This window comes from Pseudomonas sp. NPDC078700, from assembly GCF_044542375.1.
Classification (GTDB): Bacteria; Pseudomonadota; Gammaproteobacteria; order Pseudomonadales; family Pseudomonadaceae; genus Aquipseudomonas.
On sequence record NZ_JBITUI010000003.1, the window covers coordinates 280,426 to 300,874 of the forward strand.

The following is a 20,449-nucleotide window of genomic DNA, read 5'->3' on the forward strand; positions in this document are numbered from 1 at the left end:
ATTCTCCCTTAACACTTAACAACTCAGCCTTCATCACTGACGCCTTAGCTGCGTCTTGCCGAGTGATGAATCTATCCGTAGCTGTAGAACCTTAATCGGGAGTTACGTTCCTTGTGCCGCCCACTGCCTCGACAGTATAGCCACTATTGAAACCAGCATCCTATAAGGGACGGGCACTTTCTGGGCAAATAGCCATCACTGGTTCCCGTCTAGAATCCCTTTGGCGATGCTGGAAATCAATTTGACCTGCGTCACAGTTTTGCTAAAAAAGCTCGGCAGACGCCAAGAGCAGCACGTCGCAATGACGGGCTGCTCTTGGCTTTAAGTGGCGTTTAGCGCTTTTCCAGATTGCTCAGAATCTTGGCGTGAACCTGCTGGCAGCGATCCAATTCGTCTTCACTGATTCCAGCGAAAAGCTCTTGGCGTAATTCGGTAGAAATCGCTTCGATTTTCTTAATTAGGGGTTCTGCTTGTGGGCTCAGGGCAATTTTTTTGGCGCGGCGGTCTTCGGGCACTGCCTGACGGCTGACCAAACCTTGCGCTTCCAGGCTGTCGAGCAAGCGTGCCAATGTAGGCCCTTCGACGCCAACGCTTTGCGCTAACTCACGTTGCGTCGGCAATTCAGCAAAGCGTGCCAGGTGCAACAGAACCAACCACCGCGCTTGAGAAAGGCCGAGACCGACTAGACGACGGTCCAACTCGGCACGCCAAGAACGGGACATTTGTGCAATTTGCATAGCAAAACGATGCTGATCGGATAGCGACATGATGAAACGACTCTTATAAGTATGAAAAACTAATTATTAGTGAGCTAATCATAACCTCGTCAGTAGAGCAAGGTTGATATCCACCAATGACTTACAAGATGCGTCAGAGTGTGCACTGGGCTAAATAAATGTCGCTTTAAGGCTACTCTGCTCCGCCTTCAAACTCGGCTTGTAGGGCCGCACGCACACAATGCAGCACGCCCTCTTCTACCCGCCCGGTAAACAACGGGCTGATTTCATTAACGCTTGGCAGTTCGCCGTCGCCATTGAGAAATACGTCTTGCACCTCACCCAAGAGCTCTTCTGGAATATCCAAGGCTTGTTCAAGTGATAACTGCTGACGACTAATCGCTTCAGCGAGCATTGCATACACACTTTTAGTGCCGCATTGCAGTTGGCTGGCGATCTGCTCAGGGGTCATGCCCGCGCGAGCCAGGCTGACTAATTCGTGGCGCATATCTGTCACCACGCGTGGAGCCTGCGCTTTGCCGCCCAGCACATCTAGAAATGCTGCGCCGTATCGTTCCAGCTTGCGTGCACCTACACCACTAACCTGAGCCATCTCACTCAAACTACCGGGCTGACTGCGGAGCATTTCAAGCAAGGTCGCATCTGGAAAAATGACATAAGGCGGAACCGCATGCTCCTCTGCCAGTTTACGCCGCAGTGTACGCAACGCCTCCCACATTTCACGCTCATCACCGCGAACCAATTGGCTGGCGGCGCTGCTCGACGCCTTCGCGCTCTGTTGAGGTTTAAGATCGCGGCGAAGCTGAAGTTGTACTTCGCCACGCAGCAGCGGCCGGCAACTGTCAGACAAGCGCAAACCACCGAAGCCCTCAAGGTCAACGTCCGCAAAGCCACGGGCAACCAACTGGCGGAACAAGGTGCGCCAGTCACCCTCAGCCCGGTCTTTGCCCACCCCGAAGATCGACAGATGCTGATGCCCAAGACTGCGTACTTTGTCGTTATCACGGCCCAGCAACAGATCGACCAGGTGGCCGACGCCATAACGCTGGCCGCTGCGGTAAATAGCCGATAACGCCTGGCGAGCAGGCTCAGTCGCATCCCAGGTTTGCACGCCATCAATACAGTTGTCGCAGTGCCCACAGGGGTTTTCCAGGACTTCATCAAAGTAGCCCAGCAGCACCTGACGCCTGCAGCGCGTCTCTTCACACAGCGAAAGCATGGCGTCGAGCTTGTGCTGTTCGACCCGTTTATGGCGCTCATCGCCATCGGAATTGTTGAGCATTTGTTTGAGTAGCAATACATCTTGCAGGCCGTAAGCCATCCACGCATCGGCGGGCAAGCCATCACGCCCCGCACGACCGGTTTCCTGGTAATAGGCTTCTAATGATTTAGGCAAATCCAGGTGGGCGACAAAACGCACATTGGGTTTGTCGATGCCCATACCGAACGCGATAGTGGCAACCATGATCAAGCCTTCCTCATTCAGGAAGCGCTTCTGGTGGTAAGCGCGCAACTCGCTGGGCAAGCCTGCGTGATAGGGCAATGCTGGAAACCCCTGCGAACTCAAAAAGGCGGCGACTTCATCAACCTTCTTGCGCGACAAGCAATAAACGATACCTGCATCGCCTTTACGTGCAGCCAGAAAGCCAAGCAGTTGTTTGCGCGGTTGTTCTTTGGGCACGATGCGATAAAAGATATTGGGCCGGTCGAAGCTCGATAAAAAACGTTCGGCATCCTGCAAATGCAGCCGATTAATGATCTCTTCACGGGTTCGCATGTCTGCCGTTGCGGTCAGGGCGATACGCGGCACGTGCGGAAAGAGCTCAGCCAGCTGCCCCAACTGCAAGTATTCAGGGCGGAAATCATGCCCCCACTGCGAAACGCAATGCGCCTCGTCAATGGCGAATAGCGCAATATCCAGTCGCTGGAGAAAAGCCAACATACGCGGCTGGACCAACCGCTCGGGTGCCAGATAAAGCATTTTGACTTCGCCACGGCGAATCCGGTCGGCAATATCGCGTTGCTCATCGTTACTCAAGGTCGAGTTTAATGCGACCGCAGCGACGCCCAGCTCATCAAGGGTTGCAACCTGATCATCCATCAAGGCGATTAGCGGTGAGACCACCACCGCCAGCCCGTCACGCATCAGCGCCGGTACTTGGAAACACAACGACTTACCGCCGCCTGTGGGCATCAGCACCAGGGCATCACCACCGCTGGCTACACGTTGAATTATCGCGCCCTGACGGCCGCGAAAACTGTCATAGCCGAAGATGTCTTTGAGGATGCGTTGTGCCGGGTCTTGCATGAAAGGTCTCCAAATCGAGTGCGGCATTATACGCACGTGCTCGGCGCAGAAAATTTTGCATCTGATATTTGTCGCCGGCTGCCCCCAAAAATGCCTGAAAATAGTCTTTCAGGGTGGCTTTCAGGCACAAGGCCAAGCGAATTACATGCAACTGACCGCAACAATCCTGCAACCCTTTATGCATGGTTTAGACTTGAGCTATGGCCGCTGCGCGCTGTCTAGACTAGAATTCAGCCTCGTTTACTTCCTCAAGGTAGCCCCCGATGTCCTTTGCCGAGCAACTGTCCCGTCTACAAGACTTCCTCGATGCTGATGAATTGCACGAAGAAGCCTTGGACTACGTCGCCGCCCACGGCTACCTCACTGCCCTGTCGATCTGCAGCGAACAGGTGCCTGAGCGTGAGTGGATCGACGCCCTCTTCTCTGAAGCACCACACTATCGCAGCGACGCTGAGCGCGAAGAGATCGAAGCGACCTTGGTGCTGCTCAAGGCTCACATCGCCCGCCAGTTGGCCAGTGATGATGATCCTGAGATGCCATGCGAGCTGGATTTGGGCGAAGACCCAGATGACTCTGACCTGCGCGGCTGGTGTATCGGCTTTATGGAAGGCGTATTCCTGCGTGAGTCGGTTTGGTTCGAAGACTCGGAAGACGAAGTCAGCGAGTTGCTGCTGCCCATCATGGTCGGTTCCGGCTTGTTTGATGAGCAGCCAGAGTTTGACGAGATCGCCCGTGACCGCGATCTCGTAGACAGCATGGTTGAGCAAATTCCTGAATTGCTGACTGCGTTGTTTCTTCTGTGCAATGCCCCGGAAGAAAAACCAGCGCTGCTCAAGCCGCGTCAACACTGATCTCGCGCCGTCCGCATGACGGGTAAAGTCAGGCAAAGCCGTAACCCCGCTGTTCGCTACGCCCTGCTAGCCATTGGCTGGCTGAGCGTAGCGCTTGGGGTCATCGGTATCTTTTTGCCTGTTCTACCCACCACACCGTTCTTGCTACTCGCCGCTGCCTGCTTTATGCGCAGCTCCGAGCGCTTCTATGATTGGCTGGTTAATCACCCCAAGTTAGGCCCCTGGATTCGCGACTACCTTGAAGGTGAAGGGATTCCGCGCAAGGCCAAAATCTACTCAATAAGCCTGATGTGGCTGAGTATCGGTTTATCCTGTTACCTGGTGCCGATGTTCTGGGCCCGCGTCTTTATGCTGACCAGCTCAGTCTGCGTGACCGTCTATATCCTGCGCCAGAAAACCCTGCCAGACGCCAATAAACTGGGTAGATGATGCTTTTGCATCCACCCTTTAGCGCTGCAAAAAAAACGCACGGTTGACTCATCCATAAGCCTTGCGGTGCTTGACCCATGGTGGGCAAGCCATAGGCTGCCACCCTAGCCCCTCTTAATTGCGCTTTTATAGATCATCTCCTAAGGCACAAAGCCATTACAGCACCTAAACTTTGAGCGATCCTCGTCGAGCAAATGCAGATGCCGCCACGCCTGTTCAGCCGTGCCTCCCAATACCTTGGCCTGTTATGGCTAGGGGCCTTGGTATTTGCGCTGGGCTTAGCCACTGCTGTAGCCAACTGGGATTTCGCCCTAATCATTCAAAATGCTCAGGCTCGCTACGGCTCGCTTGGGCCTGCCGAGCAACGCCTGCAACAGTGGCAAGCCTTGATTGAAAGCAATCTGCAAAGCCCTGAAAACCAGCAACTGCAAAAGGTTAATAATTTCTTCAACCAACAACTGCGCTTCACCGATGACCGCCGTAATTGGCGTCAAGCCGACTACTGGGCAACCCCTGTTGAATCGCTGGTCAAAGGCGCAGGCGATTGTGAGGATTACTCCATCGCCAAGTACTTCACCCTGCGCCGCCTCGGCATTCCCAGTGAAAAGCTGCGCATCACTTACGTCAAAGCACTGCAGCAAAACCAAGCGCACATGGTGCTGACCTACTACTCAAGCCCCACCAGCGAACCACTGGTGCTCGACAATCTGGTGGGTGAGATCCGCCCAGCGTCGCAGCGCAAAGATTTGTTGCCGGTTTATGCGTTCAACGCTGAAGGGGTTTACCTGCCGGGTTCGAACAGCAAGAAAAGTGACACTAAAAAACTATCACGCTGGCAAGACCTGCTTAAAAAAATGCGTGCGGAAGGTTTCGCCATAGGCGAAGGCTAGGAGATTCTGATGTCATTACTCAAACAGCTGTTTATGGCAATTTGCCTGTTTCTGGTCGTAGCCTTTACAGGCAGCTTTATCACCGGAATGGAAAGCTCGCGTGAACAGTTACTGAGCCAGTTGCGCTCCCACGCGCAGGATGCGGCAACGGCTCTGGGCCTGTCGCTGACACCCCATGTTGATGACCCAGCGATGATTGAGCTGATGGTTAGCTCGATATTTGACAGTGGTTACTACGCCACGATTCGGGTGGTGAACATTGCTGATGACAGCGTCATTGTCGAGCGGCGCACCACCATAGCGCCGGAAAACGTCCCCGCCTGGTTTGTCGAGCTTGTGGACCTAACGCCCGAAGGGGGTGACGCGTTAATTATGCGCGGCTGGGAACAGGCCGCCCGCGTTGAAGTGCTCAGCCATCCGCAGTTTGCCTTGTCCAAACTTTGGGATAGCGCCATTGGCAGCTTGCTCTGGCTGCTAGGCTGCGGCTTGGTCAGTGCTGTGCTGGGCGGCTGGCTGCTGCGCACTCAACTGCGACCGCTGGACAATATGGTGCAGCAGGCACAGGCGATTACCCGGCGTGAATTCCTGACGCTGCCCAAAGTCCCGCGTACGCCCGAACTCAAACGCGTGGTTCTGGCCATGAATCTGATGGTCGAAAAACTCAAAACCTTGTTCGCCGAAGAAGCCGCACGCAGTGAGAAATTGCGTGAGCAAGCCTATCAGGACAGCCTGACCGGCTTGGCGAACCGGCGTTTGTTTGACCTCAAACTGACGCAGCAACTCGACCTGACAGAACAAAACTCAGATGGTTATTTGATGTTCCTGCGGATCAATGATCTGGGTGGTCTCAACCAACGTCTGGGCGGGCAAAAAACCGACAGGTTGATTCAGGCCATTGGCGGTCAGCTGACCCAGGTTATGCAGCAACATGAAGCCGGCGATTGGCTCGCTTCGCGCAGCCGTGGTGGTGAGTTCACCTTGCTCGCGCCAGGCTTGAGTGGTGAAGACGCCGACAAGCTGGCGCAACAACTCAGCGAACAACTGAAACTCTTGAGTCAAACGGGTGCCAGTGATTGCGAGCCGGTCGCCCACATGGGAATTGCCGCCTACCGCCCGGGAGAAAGCCCCGAGACCGTTATCGGTCGCGCCGATCAGGCATTGGCGCAAGCACAGAGTAAAAACCCGCAGCAACCTTGGGAACGCCTTGACGATTTTAATCTGGCAACCGGTCAAGGCATTCACGACTGGCGGGAATGGATCAACGAGGCGTTAACTGGCGATAAAATCCAGCTGTACTTTCAACCGGTTTGCCGTTGTGACGACACCAACAGCCTGATGCACAACAAGGTGCTTGCACGCTTATTGGATGCACAAGGTGAGGCCATAGCCGCTGGCCGGTTTATCCCCTGGATAGACCGGCTTGGCTGGGCTTCAAGATTTGACTTGGCCATGCTTGAACATAGCCTCAGGCACTTGGAACAGCACCCCACCCCGCTCGCCTTGAGTTTATCGGCGGCCACCCTGCGTGAACCGCAGAGCTGGGCCAAATTGCTCGAAGTGCTAAATCAGCATCCTGAACAAGCCGCTTTGATGACCCTGGAATTGGATGAGCGCCATCTGCCACCAGCGGCAGAGCTTGAGGCACTGGCCCAGAAAATCCGCGCCTCCGGTTACCCTCTTGGTTTACAGCACTTTGGCGGGCGCTTTAGTTTGATCGGCAATCTGACCCATTTAGGATTGGCTTACCTTAAAATCGATGGCAGTTATATTCGTGCAATCGATCAGGAAAGCGATAAACGTCTGTTTATAGAAGCCATTTACCGTGCAACCAACAGCATCGATCTGCCGCTGATTGCCGAGATGGTAGAAACGCAGGGTGAACTTGATGTGCTCAAAGAATTGGGCGTTGAAGGCGCAATGGGCCGCCTGATTGGCGCGCCAAGCCCTTGGCAGGATTAACAAAACCAGGCCCTGGCACAGGCCTTTGTGGGGGGAAATGGCGCGTTTTCATCCATCATTGGTGGCGAGTATTGCGTAGCATGACGGCCACGGAGCTGTGGTAATTCTCTCTCTACGGAATGCGCTCATCAGCATCCCCTAACAAGCCACTCAAACCATCCAATGTGGCCCTAGCCTCTGCACGAACATGCAGTTTTCGCCGCGCCGCTTCGGGTAAATCGGTGTAGCGGATGACGCCGCGATCAACCAGTACCGTGACCAGATCTTCCAGCACCCGAACCATCTCCAGATCAGATCGCTGCAAGTCAATCAGTCGATTATTCAAGGCATGACTGGCCAACCAGGCTTGTACATCAGGGTTATCTTGGGCCATGGTTTTGGTCATGCTCGCAAATGGTTCTTGCTCGACTCGCAGAATCCGTTGCTTTTCATCAAGCTGAACATAAACCATGGGCATCACCTCGTGTAGGCCAGAAAAAAGCCCGCCAGCGTTTCAGCTGACGGGCTTGATTAAGGTTAGACGCTGTTTTAAAAAACAGCGCCTTGCAAGGTGACGGCCATCACGATACCAAGGTGTGATTATCCAACATGTTTTGAATAATGCCTGCGGTATCACCGCCTGATAGCGTCACATTGGCCAAGGTAACTGTTTGATCAATGCTGCCGGGGTCAGCGACATGCCCTGAACTGGAGATGTTGATTTGCGTATCAGCACCGCCGCCGCTGGGTGCGAAATTTAAATAAGCGCTGAGCTCATTTGCATTGCCGGGGTCAGCCACGCCGACCAACAGCGAGGACAGGTCCAGAGCGTCGCCTTGTGCAGCGCTGAAGTCGTGCACCACATCATGGGAGCCGCTACCTCGGTCATCAGCGGTCCATACGAATTTATCAGCCCCAGTGCCGCCAAACAGTTGGTCATTACCGATACCGCCAATCAGCAGGTCATCACCGCCCTGAGCAAATAACCAGTCGTTACCGCTTCCGCCCTCAAGCCTGTCATTTCCGCCCGAGTTTGGCACAGAGAGCCCGAGAGCCTCTGCATTGGTTTCGATAAAGCTGACGATTTGCGCTTGGCTCGGTGCCGTACCGCCATTAACACTGGTCAGGTGATCAACCAGCACTTGGAAGCCTGGCGCGGCAGTTTCATAACCAGCGATCCATGTGGTGTTCAAGGCGTCGCCAAAGATCAGGTCGTCGCCACCGCCACCGACTAAATGATCGTTACCCAATGTCGATAATGAGCCAGGCGTGGTATGCCCTGGATCAAGCGATGCAAAAAGCTGATCCGCTGTCAGCACAATCTCAGGCTGACCAGTGGTTGCGGTTACCGTACCGCCAGCCACATGGGTGCTGACGTTGCCGGGCTGATGCTCGGTGTTATCAAAGTAACGCAACACATCACTGTTAATACCCGAGCCAATGCCGATTGCATGCAGCTCGGCTCGACCCATCAGTACGCTGGCGTCATCCAGCGCACGATTGACATCATTGATATTGACCACAGTGCCAGTATCGCTGTTGTCATTGTTATGGGTGGTTGGGTCACCATCCGTCAGGAAGTACGCCAGATTTTCATAGTGATTTCCTTCAACCCCTGCAAACCAGGCATTAGCGGTTTTGAAAGCAGCTTCGTAATTAGTGCCTCCATCGGCGGTGACTTTGTCCAACGCATCCCTGTTACCACTCAGTGCCGCCTGTACATCATCCAGTGAACCGCTCAGTAATAATGATGAGGTCGAAGAGAAGATCACCAAGGCGACGTTAATATTGCCTGGATGCGCCTCAAGCTTATCGAGAAAAGAACGCACGGCATCCTTGAGCAAACTCAGGCGGCTGCTATGACCACCAGCTCCATCCGGGTCATCGGCCATGCTGCCCGAGCGATCGAGAATCAGTGCGATGTTGTAGTCTTTCGCAGGATCAATGCTCGGCGCGCCAGCACCGCCGATGTCACCAATCAGGGTGTCTTTACCGCCGACGCCAGTAATCTGTCCTTTGCCATCACTGTCAAACGGGCTGGCGATAAAGTGCGGCGTGACTGAACTGTCGATGCCGGTGCCATAGTCGCTGGCGTTGTTACCGACGACCAGCACGGCCTGATCACTGCGGATACAGATGTCCAGGTTGGCGCTGCTTGGATCACCGTCACCATCGACCACCGTGTAGTTAAACGTTTGTGTTATCTGCCCGGTTTCACCAAACACCAAGTCCGCATTGGCGACAAAACTGAACTCGCCGGCTGCATGGCCAGGTGAACTATCAAGGTAGATGGTCAATTTACCGGTTGCAGTGGTCAGCGTCAGTTTGTCGGTCGCGGCATCGTAGGTATAGCTGACCGATCCAACACCGCTGGTAATGATGCCATTCCCTGCTGCGTTCAGGCTAAAACTTTGCGTACCAACAGTAATGGTCTGGATATGGTCGATGCCATCGGCACCCGGTTGATCATTAGCCAGCACATTGCCAGAAACATCACCGCCCACCCCGGCAAGATCAGCCAGGGTTGCCGCCAGATTAGCCGGCGAGGTATTGGTCACCGTATGGTCGCTGGATATTTGCTGCAAATATGAACCCGTGGTGCTAATCCCTACCGAATAGGCCTGAAAACTGTTAGTGGCCGGGTTGCCATCGCCATCGATATTGCCGATGAAGCTGTTGCTCCAATTGTCGTTGATCCAGTTGGTAAGCGCTTGACCGGTTTTACCCGTAGTGGGCTCGCCATCGGAAATAAAATACAGCTTATTCTGCTGAGCGGGGTCAGCCCCTGGCGCGGCCAGGTCATGGCCAATTTCGGTTTTAGCGACGTTGAGCGCCGCTTCATAATTGGTGTTGCCATTAGCACTCAGGCTTTGAACTTTGGCGAGCAGGTCGAGATAACCCTGATCAGTCGTCGAGGAAAAGCTGTAATCGCCGATTTCTGACGCCGATGCTGCAAAGGCAATTAAATTGATATGCACCGCAGTACCCAACTCAGCGTAAGACTGTGCAAGGTTTGCCACCGCCGCTTTCAACGCATTGAGCTTAGCGCCCTGCATGCTGCCAGACACATCCAGCACCAGCGTCAGGTTCACCGCAGGTTGAGCTGATTGAATGATGCAGGCTGGCTTGTCATCAACCGCTGTCGGCACATCGTCGATCACGGTCACATCCAGGGTAGCGCTGTCGGTGTCACCATCAAGGTCGGTGACCTTGATGGCAAATTGTTCAACAATTGAGTTTTCACCATTGGCTGTTGGGTGCATCGATGGGTCTTGCAAGGTGTATGAGTAGCTGACGGTGCCGCCAGCAATGGTGCCGGTGTAGCCAGTGATATGCAGCACCCCGGCAGGACTGTCGACACTCAATGGAGCCCCGGGGGTCGCGCCTTGCAGTTGCGCGAAGGTGAAGCTGCTGGTGCCAATCTGGATACTGGCAATGCCATCACCGGCAGTGATGGTGAAGCTTCCATCATCACTGAGCAGAGTTGCATTGGGCGAACTGCCGTTGGTAAGGTTTTCTTCATTGAAGGTCAGCTCACCGCCCTCCACCTTCAAGCCTTCAAGGGTCACACCGGTATCGCTACCGACAATTTTTATGGTCAGGGTTGCAGTCGAAATATCACCATCAAAATCGCGCATGGTGTAATCGAGGTTTTGACTGACAATCTGTCCCTGGGCGAGCGCGATGGTGTCAGGATCACTGTTGTTCAGGGTAAAGCTGTATTCACCGGTAGTGTCATTTAGCACTAGGGTGCCGTACTTGCTCAGTTCGGTTATCGCGCCAGCGTTTAGCGTGCTGTTCCAGCCGACGAAGGCTTTGCCGCCATCATTACCTGCCAGGTCATTGGTCAATACCGAGCCGGTGGCAATATTGCTCACATTGCCTTCAGTCAGGGTTTGCGCAAAATCGTCAATGGCGGTGGGCGCATCGTCCCTGAAGCTGATTAACTTGCCCAAATCCAGAGTGCTGCCAACCGAATCACCGTCATTGTCGGTTGCCGTTGCGGTCAAGTGGATAAGGTCACTGCCCAGTACCTTGACTTCATCCGGGTCGCTGGTTGGGTGAACAATGGCGCGTGCCTGATCCAGGGTTACCACACCGGCAGAACTGACACTGACAGTGAATACCAAATCGCCACCACTGGTGCGGCCTTCAACTTCACCCGCTGAGTTGACTGAAAGCAACACCGCCTGATTGGTCAGCGAATCGATCAAACCAGAATCGACGATGCCAAATACAGGGTCAGCAATGCCCAGCGAATACGTCATGCTGCGCAGGCCGTCAGCACCGGCCTGAACATTGAAAACCCCGCTAAAATCACGACTGGCATTGATATCCAGGTAGCTTTCATCGACTTGTAACTGCCCGCCCCAAGTGACTGAAGTGCTGACGTCGTTGTAGTCGAAGTCGGAGCTTAGGGTCTGGTCTTCCCAGTTCTGGTTGCCAGGATCAGCCGTATCCTGCAAATGCGCACCGCCCGGATTAAGCGTGGCATCGCTAAACAGCACATTGGCACCGTCAGCACCCGTCAAGGCTGAACCATTGAGTTGCGCCTGCCATTTGCCGTCGACCATGGCGAAGGTCAGCTCAGCACCATCGCTCAGGCTGGAATTTGCGCCACCGTTTGGAATGATAAAGAAGCCAACATCCTCAGGGTTCAAGCCGTCCAGACTGGCGGTTTGGCCAATGCTTACATCATGCACATTAGCCCAGATAATTTTGCCGCTGGCGGGCGTACCGTCTGAGTTCTTAACGTAGTAGCCATAACTATTGTCGTAACCTGCATCACTGCCGTTGAAGGTCACAAACGAGGTATCCGCCACAGCACCTAGCTCAATGCTTGGTGTGTCATCGTCAATGGTAACGCTCAGGGTGCTGGTCACCGCGTCTGAGTCGCCATCGGTGACAGTGACATTGATATTAAGCAGTGCATCGTTTTCCGCCCCGCCCTCAACGTGCAGGACGGGTTGCAGTAACGTCAGGGTGTAGCCTCCCGTCGCGGGGTCAAGAACAACCGTAACCAAATCGCCACGGCCCGAGGAAATGGTCAGCGTGTTGCTGGCTGCATCCCATACCGAATCAACAGTTTCTACCCCAAGTTTAATCGGCCCGCTAAGCACCACGGATTTCAACCCATCAGCACCTGCGGCATAGCTGAGCGTACCGCTGACACTGGTGGCGGCACCTAGGGTGTCACCAACACCCCCGTTGATTCCGCCGGATAAGCCTTCATCATCAAGGATTAATGGGGCGATGGCGTTTTGTGCAACCGGCACGTCATCTTCGATATTGATGGTGAACGTATTGGCCGCAAAGCCGCCAGTCAGCGGGTCACCGTCGCCGTCGGTGGCACTGAGAATGCCAGAGAAATCGATCCCTAAACCGGGCAACGTTTCGCTATCATCGCCATTGGCGAGCGGGTGGTCTATTGGGCCTTTGAGCACGAAATCATAACCGCCAGTGGCGGTTACGCTCAGGGTAAAGATAGCGTGACCATTGGCACTGGCTGTCAGCGTATTACCGGCAAAGGTATAGGTCAGCGCAGTGCCTTCACTGGTCAGGTTCTGCGCGATAAGTGACGCCGTTTTGCCGTTTAGGGAGAAATCACCCGGGCCATCCGCACCAAAGCTGACCAGTGCTTTAAGCACGCCATCAGCGCCGTGGGCACTAACCGACTGACCACTCTCTGGATTCCCCTGGTAAGGCGCGCCATTGGCGCTGAGTAATGCATCTTCCTGGACGCTGCCACTGACGACTGGGCTGTTTTCCCCACCGACTAGAATCGGTACATCGTCTTCAATATTGATGGTGAAGGTATTGGGTGGAAAACCGCCGGCTAAGGGGTCACCATCGCCATCTGTTACAGCTATTGATGCAGAGAAATCGACACTAAGAACCGATTGATCTTCACTGTCATCGCCATTGATTACCGGGTGATCGATGGGGCCTTCGAGTACAAAATCATAACCACCGGTGGCAGTTACACTTAATGTGAAGATGGTGTGACCGTTAGCGCTGGCTGTCAGCGTATTGCCAACAACTGCGTAGCTTAAAGCGGAGCCCTCGCTGGTTAGGCCTTGGGCATTGAGCTGGCTAACATCGGTATTGAGGAAAAAATCACCCGGGCCATCCGCACCAAAATTCACCAGGCTGCTGAGTACACCAGCATCACCATGGGCGCTAACCACTTGCCCACCTTCAGGGTTGCCCTGATAGGGTGCGCCGCCCGAGGTGGTAAGCGCATCTTCCTGAACATTCCCATGTACACCAAAGGGCTGTGCCACAGCGAACAGCGTTCTAGCCTCACTCTGGCCGCTTGGCGGTCCGGCAAACACCGGCACATCGTCTTCAATGTTGACGGTAAAGCTACCAGCCGGGAAACCTGCTGCCAGAGCGTCGCCATCGCCATCGGTTGCAGTCAGGATCGCCGAAAGGTCGAGGGGGAAGCTCAGTAGCTCGTCATCGTTGCCGTCCTGCACGGGATGATCGACCGGCCCGGTCAGGGTGAAGTTGTAACTGCCGTCAGCCCCCACCGTAAAGGTAAATATGGTTTGCCCATTGGCCACTGCGGTAAGGGTGTTTCCCACCACGCTGTAGCTCAGCGCAGCGCCACCAGAAGTAAGGCCCTGGCTTTCAAGAGCGCTGATTGCAGCGCCACTGTGAGATAGGCCAAATGAACCCACACCATCGGCCCCAAAATTGACCAATGTATTGAGCGTACCTGGGGCCGCTGAAGTGCTGTTGGTGGTGCTGTCGCCATCGGTGTTGCCTTGGGCGGTTTCATCCTCATCGACAAACAAATGAATCTGCGCGGCCTCATCAACAACGGCTATGGGTCCATCATCATTGACCAACACATTCAAAGTAGCGGTCGGAGAAACATCACCATCAAGGTCGGTTACCCGTACGCTGAAACTTTCACCAACTTGGTCATCTGCCCCGGTTGCGTTGGGGTTGGTGTGATCCAAGGTATTGGTGCTTAACACATAGCTCCAATTGCCATTGGCATCCACCGTCAGCACGCCATATTGGCCTTGCACGCTGGCACCCTGAGTGACATTCACCCAGTTGCCATTTACATCCATCACTTCAAGCGCCGACACACCATCACGAGACTCAACGACAAAGGTGCCATTGGCCTGTTCGGTATTGCTTGAAGGATTGGTGCCTTGGGCAAGTGCCGATTCCTCGACGATGGCCGGACCGGCAATCACGCTACCGATAAAGTCTTGGTAATCCACCGTGACAACGGGTGTGAAGTTTTCAGGTACAGGGGGCGCTGGCGGCTCGACTACTGGAGGAATAATAACTGGAGGCTCAACAGGCGGTTGCACCACCGGAGGTTCGATGGGTGGCTGGACCACTGGCGGCTCGGGTGCAACAACCGCTTCGGGCCTTGGATCGACCTCAATATCCGGATTGACGAACTCAGGCCCCCTGTTCAAGCCAACGGTTGGAAAGCCAATTTCAGGATCAACGCCGCCGCCGACCGCATCCAGCAACACAAAACTGTGACCACCGCCGATTCCACCGGCACCACCAGCACCGCCACCTGGGCCTGCTGCTGTTGCCTCAGCTTCTTGTGTCGGGTCCTGGCCAGCTTCAATTGCAGCCTGGAGCTTTTCAACCTCGGTTAAATCCTCGGCACTTGGCGCGGTAACAGGCAGATCCTGCACCGGCACGCCAGCGCCATCCGAAGAATGGGCAAGCATCTGTTCAGAAAGATTAAGGCTACTGTCACGTCCCAGCGTAAGCATTTCGCCGTTGCTGAGTCTGACCGCCAACGCACCCGCTGCCCCGGTAATAATTTGCTCCCCTGCGAACAGGCGATCCCCCTCAACCAAGGGACGCCGTGAACCGTTGCCGGCCACCGCAATTACTTCGCCAACAACTTGGGTAACTACACCAATCAGGGATGCCATTGTCTCGTCCTCATCTACGGCGGCCGGCTTTCACCGGCACATCTCTTAGAAGACGAACACACAATTTTCAGGTATCGAGCTTTGCATAAAAAATAGATTCAAATGGCGCGATAAGTACTTCAAAAACACGTCATGCCAAAAAAATGTCGCTTAACGAACCACTTACCACAACCATCTGAATCAGCCCCGCCCTAATACTTATTTCTTGGTATTCGCCCTTGCACCTTTGCTGCAACACACTTGCCTAAAATGGACAAAGCCTATTATTTGCTGGCCCATCTGAGAGTAACAATGTGCTGAATTTCTCAGAGTGCCTAAGATTTTTTAGGAATAACCCTTGTGAGAAATTTTTATGAGGCTTCGCCAAAGATGTTCTTAGCTTTGTTGTTACAAACCTGAAACGGTTTAACACTAAAAAACGTCAACTAATTGGCGACAATGCTAGGGCAAGCAACAAGGAGCAAACAACATGAGCGCATTAAACGTGCTTTACAGCGGCATTCTCATAGCAATGACATTTTCACAGGCGCAGGCTATGTCGCTGTCTGAAGCGATTCAAAGCACCCTCGATAATCATCCCGAATTGCATGCGGGAATGAACAGCCGGCTCTCGGCAGACGAGGAAGTAAAAATTGCCAAGGGTGGTTATCAACCCAGCGTCGACTTGCTGGCCGGGTATGGTCGGGAAAATACCGACAGCCCAAGCACGCGTTTTCTTGGCAACCACAACGACGAAACGCTGAACTACGGAACCTCTGAGTTACGTCTGCGGCAGATGCTTTTCGATGGTTTCAATACGCCAAACGAAGTGGCGCGCACCGAATCGGTGGTCAATTCCCGTGCCTACTACGTGCGCGGCACTGCGGAGAGCTTGGCGCTGCGCACCGTCGAGGTATACCTCGACGTGCTCAAACGTCGAGAAATGGTCAGCCTGGCAAAAAACAACCTCCAAGCGCACCAGCGCATCAACGACCAGATAGACCTGCGCAGCCAGCAAGGCGTTGGCAGCACCGCAGACTTCGATCAGTCCAGTGCGCGTTTAGCATTGGCTGAAAACAACCTGTATACCGAGCAAGTCAACCTCGCGGACGCTGAAGCCAACTTCTACAGCGCAGTGGGCCGGCCCGCCGATGAGCTGGAGAGCCCGGCAACCATCCGAGGCAATATGCCAGAAGACCTACTGGTCGCTCGGCAGACCATGATGGAGTCCAACCCTTACCTGAAATCAGCCCAGGCCGATGTCAACGCAGCCGAGAAACAATACGAGGTAGCCAAATCGCCTTTCTACCCACGCTTCGATGGTGAGTTGGCGACCACAGCAGACAACAACATTCAGGGCGATGAAGGCCACTACAACACCTGGCGTGCTGCGGTTGTGATGAACTACAACCTGTACAACGGCATGCGCGACAAAGCACGGATGCAATCTTCCGCGCACCAGGTTAATCAATCGATGGATATCCGCAACAATGCACTGCGGATGCTCAACGAAAACCTCTCCCTGGCATGGAACGCCTTGCAAAACGCGCGACTGCAGACCCCCAAAGCACGTGACTATGCGAACTACACGTCCAGCGTGCGAGGGGCTTATCAGCAGCAGTTCAGCTTGGGGCAACGCACCCTGCTCGATTTGCTCGACAGTGAAAACGAATTGTTCACCGCCAACCGTCGCTACGCAGATGTTCGCTACACCGAAGAGTTCTCCATGTACCGGGTCATGGCGACCATGGGCGCATTGCTTCAACAAGAGCAAGTCATCGTTCCGAGCGAGGCCATTGCCTTGAGCGATGTGAAAAGTGAAGCACGACTCCCAGAAATGAAGTAGCCCAAGGCGAGGAGCAGTACGTTGACGACCATGGAGCTACCAACCAGTCACGGCGACCCGCGCCTAAGTCACGACGATCCGTTACTGGATGGCCTGATGATTTTGTGCAAACTCCACGGCTGCACTGTCAGCCGCGGCAGTTTGAGCGCGGGCTTACCCATGCCCAAGCAATGCCTGACGCCTGAGTTGCTGACCCGCTCTGCTGCAAGAGCGGGATTACAAGGCCGCTTGCTGCGTCGCCCACTAAACGCGATATCGCCACTCAATCTACCGGTGCTGCTGCTGCTAAAAGATGGCCGTAGCGCTGTGCTGCAAAAGTGGCTTGATCCTGATACCGCGCTGATATTGCCCTGCGAAGCGGACGGCGGCGAGCAATCGGTTAGCCGCGCAGAGCTTGCGGATGCCTACAGCGGTCAGTCGCTATTTGCGCGACCACGACATGAGTTGGAGGAAGCCCGGCAGCCGCTGGTACCGCGAATCGAAGCCTGGTTTCGCGACACCTTAAAACTCTCACGCTGGCTGTATGCCGACGCCGTTTTAGCCAGCTTGCTGATCAACTTACTAGGTCTACTGGTCCCGTTGTTTGTGATGCAGACCTATGATCGGGTTGTGCCCAATCAAGCCACTGCGACCTTGTGGGTATTAGCCATTGGTTTATTTATCGGCACCAGCTTCGAACTATTGCTGCGGGTACTTCGCGCCCACCTGCTCGACACTGCCGGGAAGAAAACCGATGTGGTGCTTTCGGCAACCTTGTTCGAACGCATCACCGGCATGTCGATGACTTCACGCCCCACCAGCATTGGCGGTTTTGCCCAAAGTATTCATGACTTTCAGGGTCTGCGAGAGTTTTTGACTGCGGTCACCTTGACCAGCTTGATTGACCTACCCTTTGCCTTGCTGATGATCACCGTCATCGGCCTCCTTGGCGGCTGGTTGGTGGCAATCCCCATTCTGGCATTTCCAATCACCGCCCTATTTGCCTTGATCATTCAGGTGCAACTGCGCGACACGGTGGAGAAAAGCCTGGTTCTGGCTTCTCAGCGGCAGGCGTTGTTGATCGAAACCCTTGGCGGCCTGGAAACCCTCAAGGCATGTGGCGCTGAAAGTGAACGCCAGCATCAATGGGAGAAGACCCACGGTGCCCTCACCCGTCTCGATACGCATGCGCGCTTCCTCGCATCGCTGGCAACAAACGGCACGTTGTTCTTGCAGCAGTTCGCCGGTATGGCAACCATTGTTGCCGGGGTTTACAGCATCATCGCAGGCAATCTTAGTGTTGGCGCATTGGTTGCCTGCTACATGCTTGGTAGCCGGGTACTGGCTCCACTTGGGCAAATTGCCGGTTTGATTACCCGTTACCAACAAGCGCGCCTGACCATGACCAGCACCGATGCGCTTATGGCAATGCCGCAAGAGCGCCAAGCCAAACAACGGCCCCTGGAACGCACTCACCTGTCCGGGGAACTGCAGATCCGTCAGGTCACTTTCAGCTACCCCAACCAGTCCAGCCCCGCCTTGAATGACGTCAGCCTGCGTTTAGCCGTCGGTGAACGGGTTGGCATTATTGGTCGCAGTGGCTCGGGAAAAAGTACCCTTGCCAAGTTGATCATGGCGTTTTACATGCCATCTGAAGGCCAGGTACTGCTCGACAATCTGGACCTGCGCCAGCTGGATGTGGCTGATTTGCGTCACCAGATAGGATTTGTCTCCCATGACTTGCCGCTGTTATCAGGCAGCCTGCGCGATAACCTGACACTGGGTGCGCGCTATGTCAGTGATGAACGCATGCTTGAAGTCGCCGAGTTAACCGGGGTCAACGAATTGGCCAAGCAGCATCCACAAGGGTTTGATCGGCCAGTGGGTGAGCGCGGCCAATTGCTCTCTGGGGGCCAGCGCCAAGCGGTATTAATGGCCCGCGCCATGTTGCTGGATCCGCCAATCATGCTGCTCGATGAACCCACCAGCGCCATGGATAACGCCAGCGAAGAGACGCTGCGCAATCGCTTGCATAGCTGGACACAGGGCAAAACCCTGCTGCTGATCACGCACCGCGCATCCATGCTCAGTTTGGTTGACCGACTCATCGTTCTGGATAACGGCCGTATTGTCGCCGACGGCCCAAAAGAATCGGTCATCGAAGCACTGCGCAAAGGCCGTGTCGGCTCGGCCGCGGTTTAAGGAGTCGTTATGAGCCAGCAGATTCTCAGCAACTACTTCACCGCCAGCAAAGGACGCAAGCAAGACACCGAGTTTATGCCGGAGATTGACGGCGCGGTGCTTGAGGACACGCCATGGTTTGCTCGCATCACCATTTGGGCAGTCACCGCCTGCATTGCCGCTGCACTGATTTGGGCTAACTTTGCGGTATTGGACGAGGTCACCACCGGTCAGGGAAAAGCCATTCCTTCAAGCAAAATTCAGGTAATACAGAACCTTGAAGGCGGCATTGTCAGCGAAATTTTCGTCCGTGATGGGCAGGTCGTTAACAAAAACGATGTCCTGCTGCGCCTTGATGACACACGCTTTCTGTCGAACAAGGGTGAAAGTGATGCCGACCGGCTCGCCCTGATCGCCCGCGTCGAACGCTTGAGCGCCGAGGCAGAAGGCCGGCCAATGGCGATGCCCGAAGAAATAACCCGCAATGCCCCACAACTGGCAGACGACGAAACAGGGCTCTACAACTCACGCCAGCAACGTCTGCAAAGTGAACAACGTACCCTTGGCGAACAGTTGCGGCAAAAGACCCAGGAGCTCGCCGAGTTTCGCTCCAAGGCGCAGCAGTATCGCTCCAGCCTCGGTTTGATACAGCAGGAGTTGAATATGTCAGAACCCCTGGTCAAAGCGGGGGCGATTTCGCCGGTCGAAATTCTGCGTTTACGCCGTAGTGCGGTTGAAGTCCGTGGCTCGCTTGATGCGACAAACCTGGCCATTCCCCGAGCGGAGTCGGCCATCAGCGAGATAAAAAGCAAGGTCGAAGAATCCGAGTTGAGCTTTCGCTCTGACGCTTTCAAAGAACTGAACGATGCCCGCACTGACCTGAAGAAAATCAATGCCAGCGGCTCGGCGATTGACGATCGCGTCAGCAGAACCACGGTCATTTCGCCGGTCAACGGCATCATCAAGCAACTCAAGGTCAACACCATTGGCGGTGTGGTCCAGCCCGGCAGCGACATGCTTGAGATTGTGCCCCTGGAAGACAACTTACTGATTGAGGCCAAGGTGCGCCCGCAGGATGTTGCCTTTCTCCATCCCGGACAAAAAGCCATGGTCAAATTCAGCGCCTATGACTACACCATTTACGGTGGCCTGAAGGCGAATCTGGAACTGATTAGCGCCGATACCATCACCGATGATGAAGGCAATAGCTTCTATCTGATCCAATTACGCACCGATAAAAGCCATTTAGGCAGCGATAAGCACCCGCTGATGATCATCCCCGGCATGATCGCTACAGTCGATATCATCACCGGCCAGAAGAGCGTGCTCGATTACCTGCTCAAGCCTGTATTAAAAGCGCGTACCGAAGCGCTGCGCGAACGCTGAGCC

At 54.6% G+C, this 20,449-nt stretch carries 11 protein-coding genes; 7 read left to right on the forward strand and 4 right to left on the reverse strand.

Going from position 1 to position 20,449, the window contains the following annotated elements; all coding sequences use genetic code 11:
• Window positions 1-332: 332 nt before the first annotated feature.
• Together ACIGCM_RS11645 and recQ are read right to left on the reverse strand one after the other, a co-directional pair.
• The gene (locus ACIGCM_RS11645) at window positions 333-767 is read right to left on the reverse strand and encodes a MarR family transcriptional regulator (protein WP_397502217.1); all 435 of its coding nucleotides are present in this window, start codon (window positions 765-767) and stop codon (window positions 333-335) included.
• Between the two features lie 142 nt (window positions 768-909).
• A complete protein-coding gene (recQ, locus tag ACIGCM_RS11650) occupies window positions 910-3,045 on the reverse strand; it encodes a DNA helicase RecQ (RefSeq protein WP_397502218.1) in 2,136 nt (711 codons plus the stop codon).
• Between the two features lie 263 nt (window positions 3,046-3,308).
• Here recQ and ACIGCM_RS11655 point away from each other — a divergent pair, with 263 nt between their 5' ends.
• From ACIGCM_RS11655 to lapD, 4 genes are all read left to right on the forward strand, one after another.
• On the forward strand, window positions 3,309-3,896 hold the full coding sequence (locus ACIGCM_RS11655; protein WP_397502219.1) for a UPF0149 family protein: 588 nt from the start codon (window positions 3,309-3,311) through the stop codon (window positions 3,894-3,896).
• Between the two features lie 15 nt (window positions 3,897-3,911).
• On the forward strand, window positions 3,912-4,325 hold the full coding sequence (locus ACIGCM_RS11660; protein ID WP_397502220.1) for a YbaN family protein: 414 nt from the start codon (window positions 3,912-3,914) through the stop codon (window positions 4,323-4,325).
• 200 nt (window positions 4,326-4,525) lie between these two features.
• Window positions 4,526-5,215: a cysteine protease LapG gene (gene lapG / locus ACIGCM_RS11665; protein ID WP_397502221.1), complete on the forward strand. Its 690-nt coding sequence runs from the start codon at window positions 4,526-4,528 to the stop codon at window positions 5,213-5,215.
• A gap of 9 nt (window positions 5,216-5,224) precedes the next feature.
• Window positions 5,225-7,174 (forward strand): cyclic di-GMP receptor LapD, encoded by a 1,950-nt coding sequence (lapD, locus tag ACIGCM_RS11670; protein ID WP_397502222.1) that lies wholly within the window; start codon window positions 5,225-5,227, stop codon window positions 7,172-7,174.
• Between the two features lie 112 nt (window positions 7,175-7,286).
• On the opposite strand, the gene ACIGCM_RS11675 is transcribed toward lapD, so the two are convergent.
• Both ACIGCM_RS11675 and ACIGCM_RS11680 read right to left on the reverse strand, forming a co-directional pair.
• The gene (locus ACIGCM_RS11675; protein ID WP_397502223.1) at window positions 7,287-7,625 is read right to left on the reverse strand and encodes a tryptophan synthase subunit beta; all 339 of its coding nucleotides are present in this window, start codon (window positions 7,623-7,625) and stop codon (window positions 7,287-7,289) included.
• A 109-nt stretch (window positions 7,626-7,734) separates the two neighbouring features.
• Window positions 7,735-15,075, reverse strand: coding sequence for a retention module-containing protein (locus tag ACIGCM_RS11680; RefSeq protein WP_397502224.1), 7,341 nt, complete (start codon window positions 15,073-15,075; stop codon window positions 7,735-7,737).
• Window positions 15,076-15,544: 469 nt separating this feature from the next.
• On the opposite strand from ACIGCM_RS11680, the gene ACIGCM_RS11685 reads away from it, so the two are divergent.
• Genes ACIGCM_RS11685 through ACIGCM_RS11695 form a run of 3 tightly spaced genes read left to right on the forward strand, consistent with a single transcriptional unit; the run spans window position 15,545 to window position 20,446 of the window.
• Window positions 15,545-16,900 carry a TolC family outer membrane protein gene (locus tag ACIGCM_RS11685; protein ID WP_397502225.1) on the forward strand — a complete coding sequence of 452 codons (1,356 nt, stop codon included), beginning with the start codon at window positions 15,545-15,547 and terminating at the stop codon, window positions 16,898-16,900.
• Between the two features lie 30 nt (window positions 16,901-16,930).
• Window positions 16,931-19,081: a type I secretion system permease/ATPase gene (locus tag ACIGCM_RS11690; RefSeq protein WP_397502722.1), complete on the forward strand. Its 2,151-nt coding sequence runs from the start codon at window positions 16,931-16,933 to the stop codon at window positions 19,079-19,081.
• 9 nt (window positions 19,082-19,090) lie between these two features.
• A complete protein-coding gene (locus ACIGCM_RS11695) occupies window positions 19,091-20,446 on the forward strand; it encodes an HlyD family type I secretion periplasmic adaptor subunit (RefSeq protein ID WP_397502226.1) in 1,356 nt (451 codons plus the stop codon).
• Window positions 20,447-20,449 lie beyond the last annotated feature (3 nt).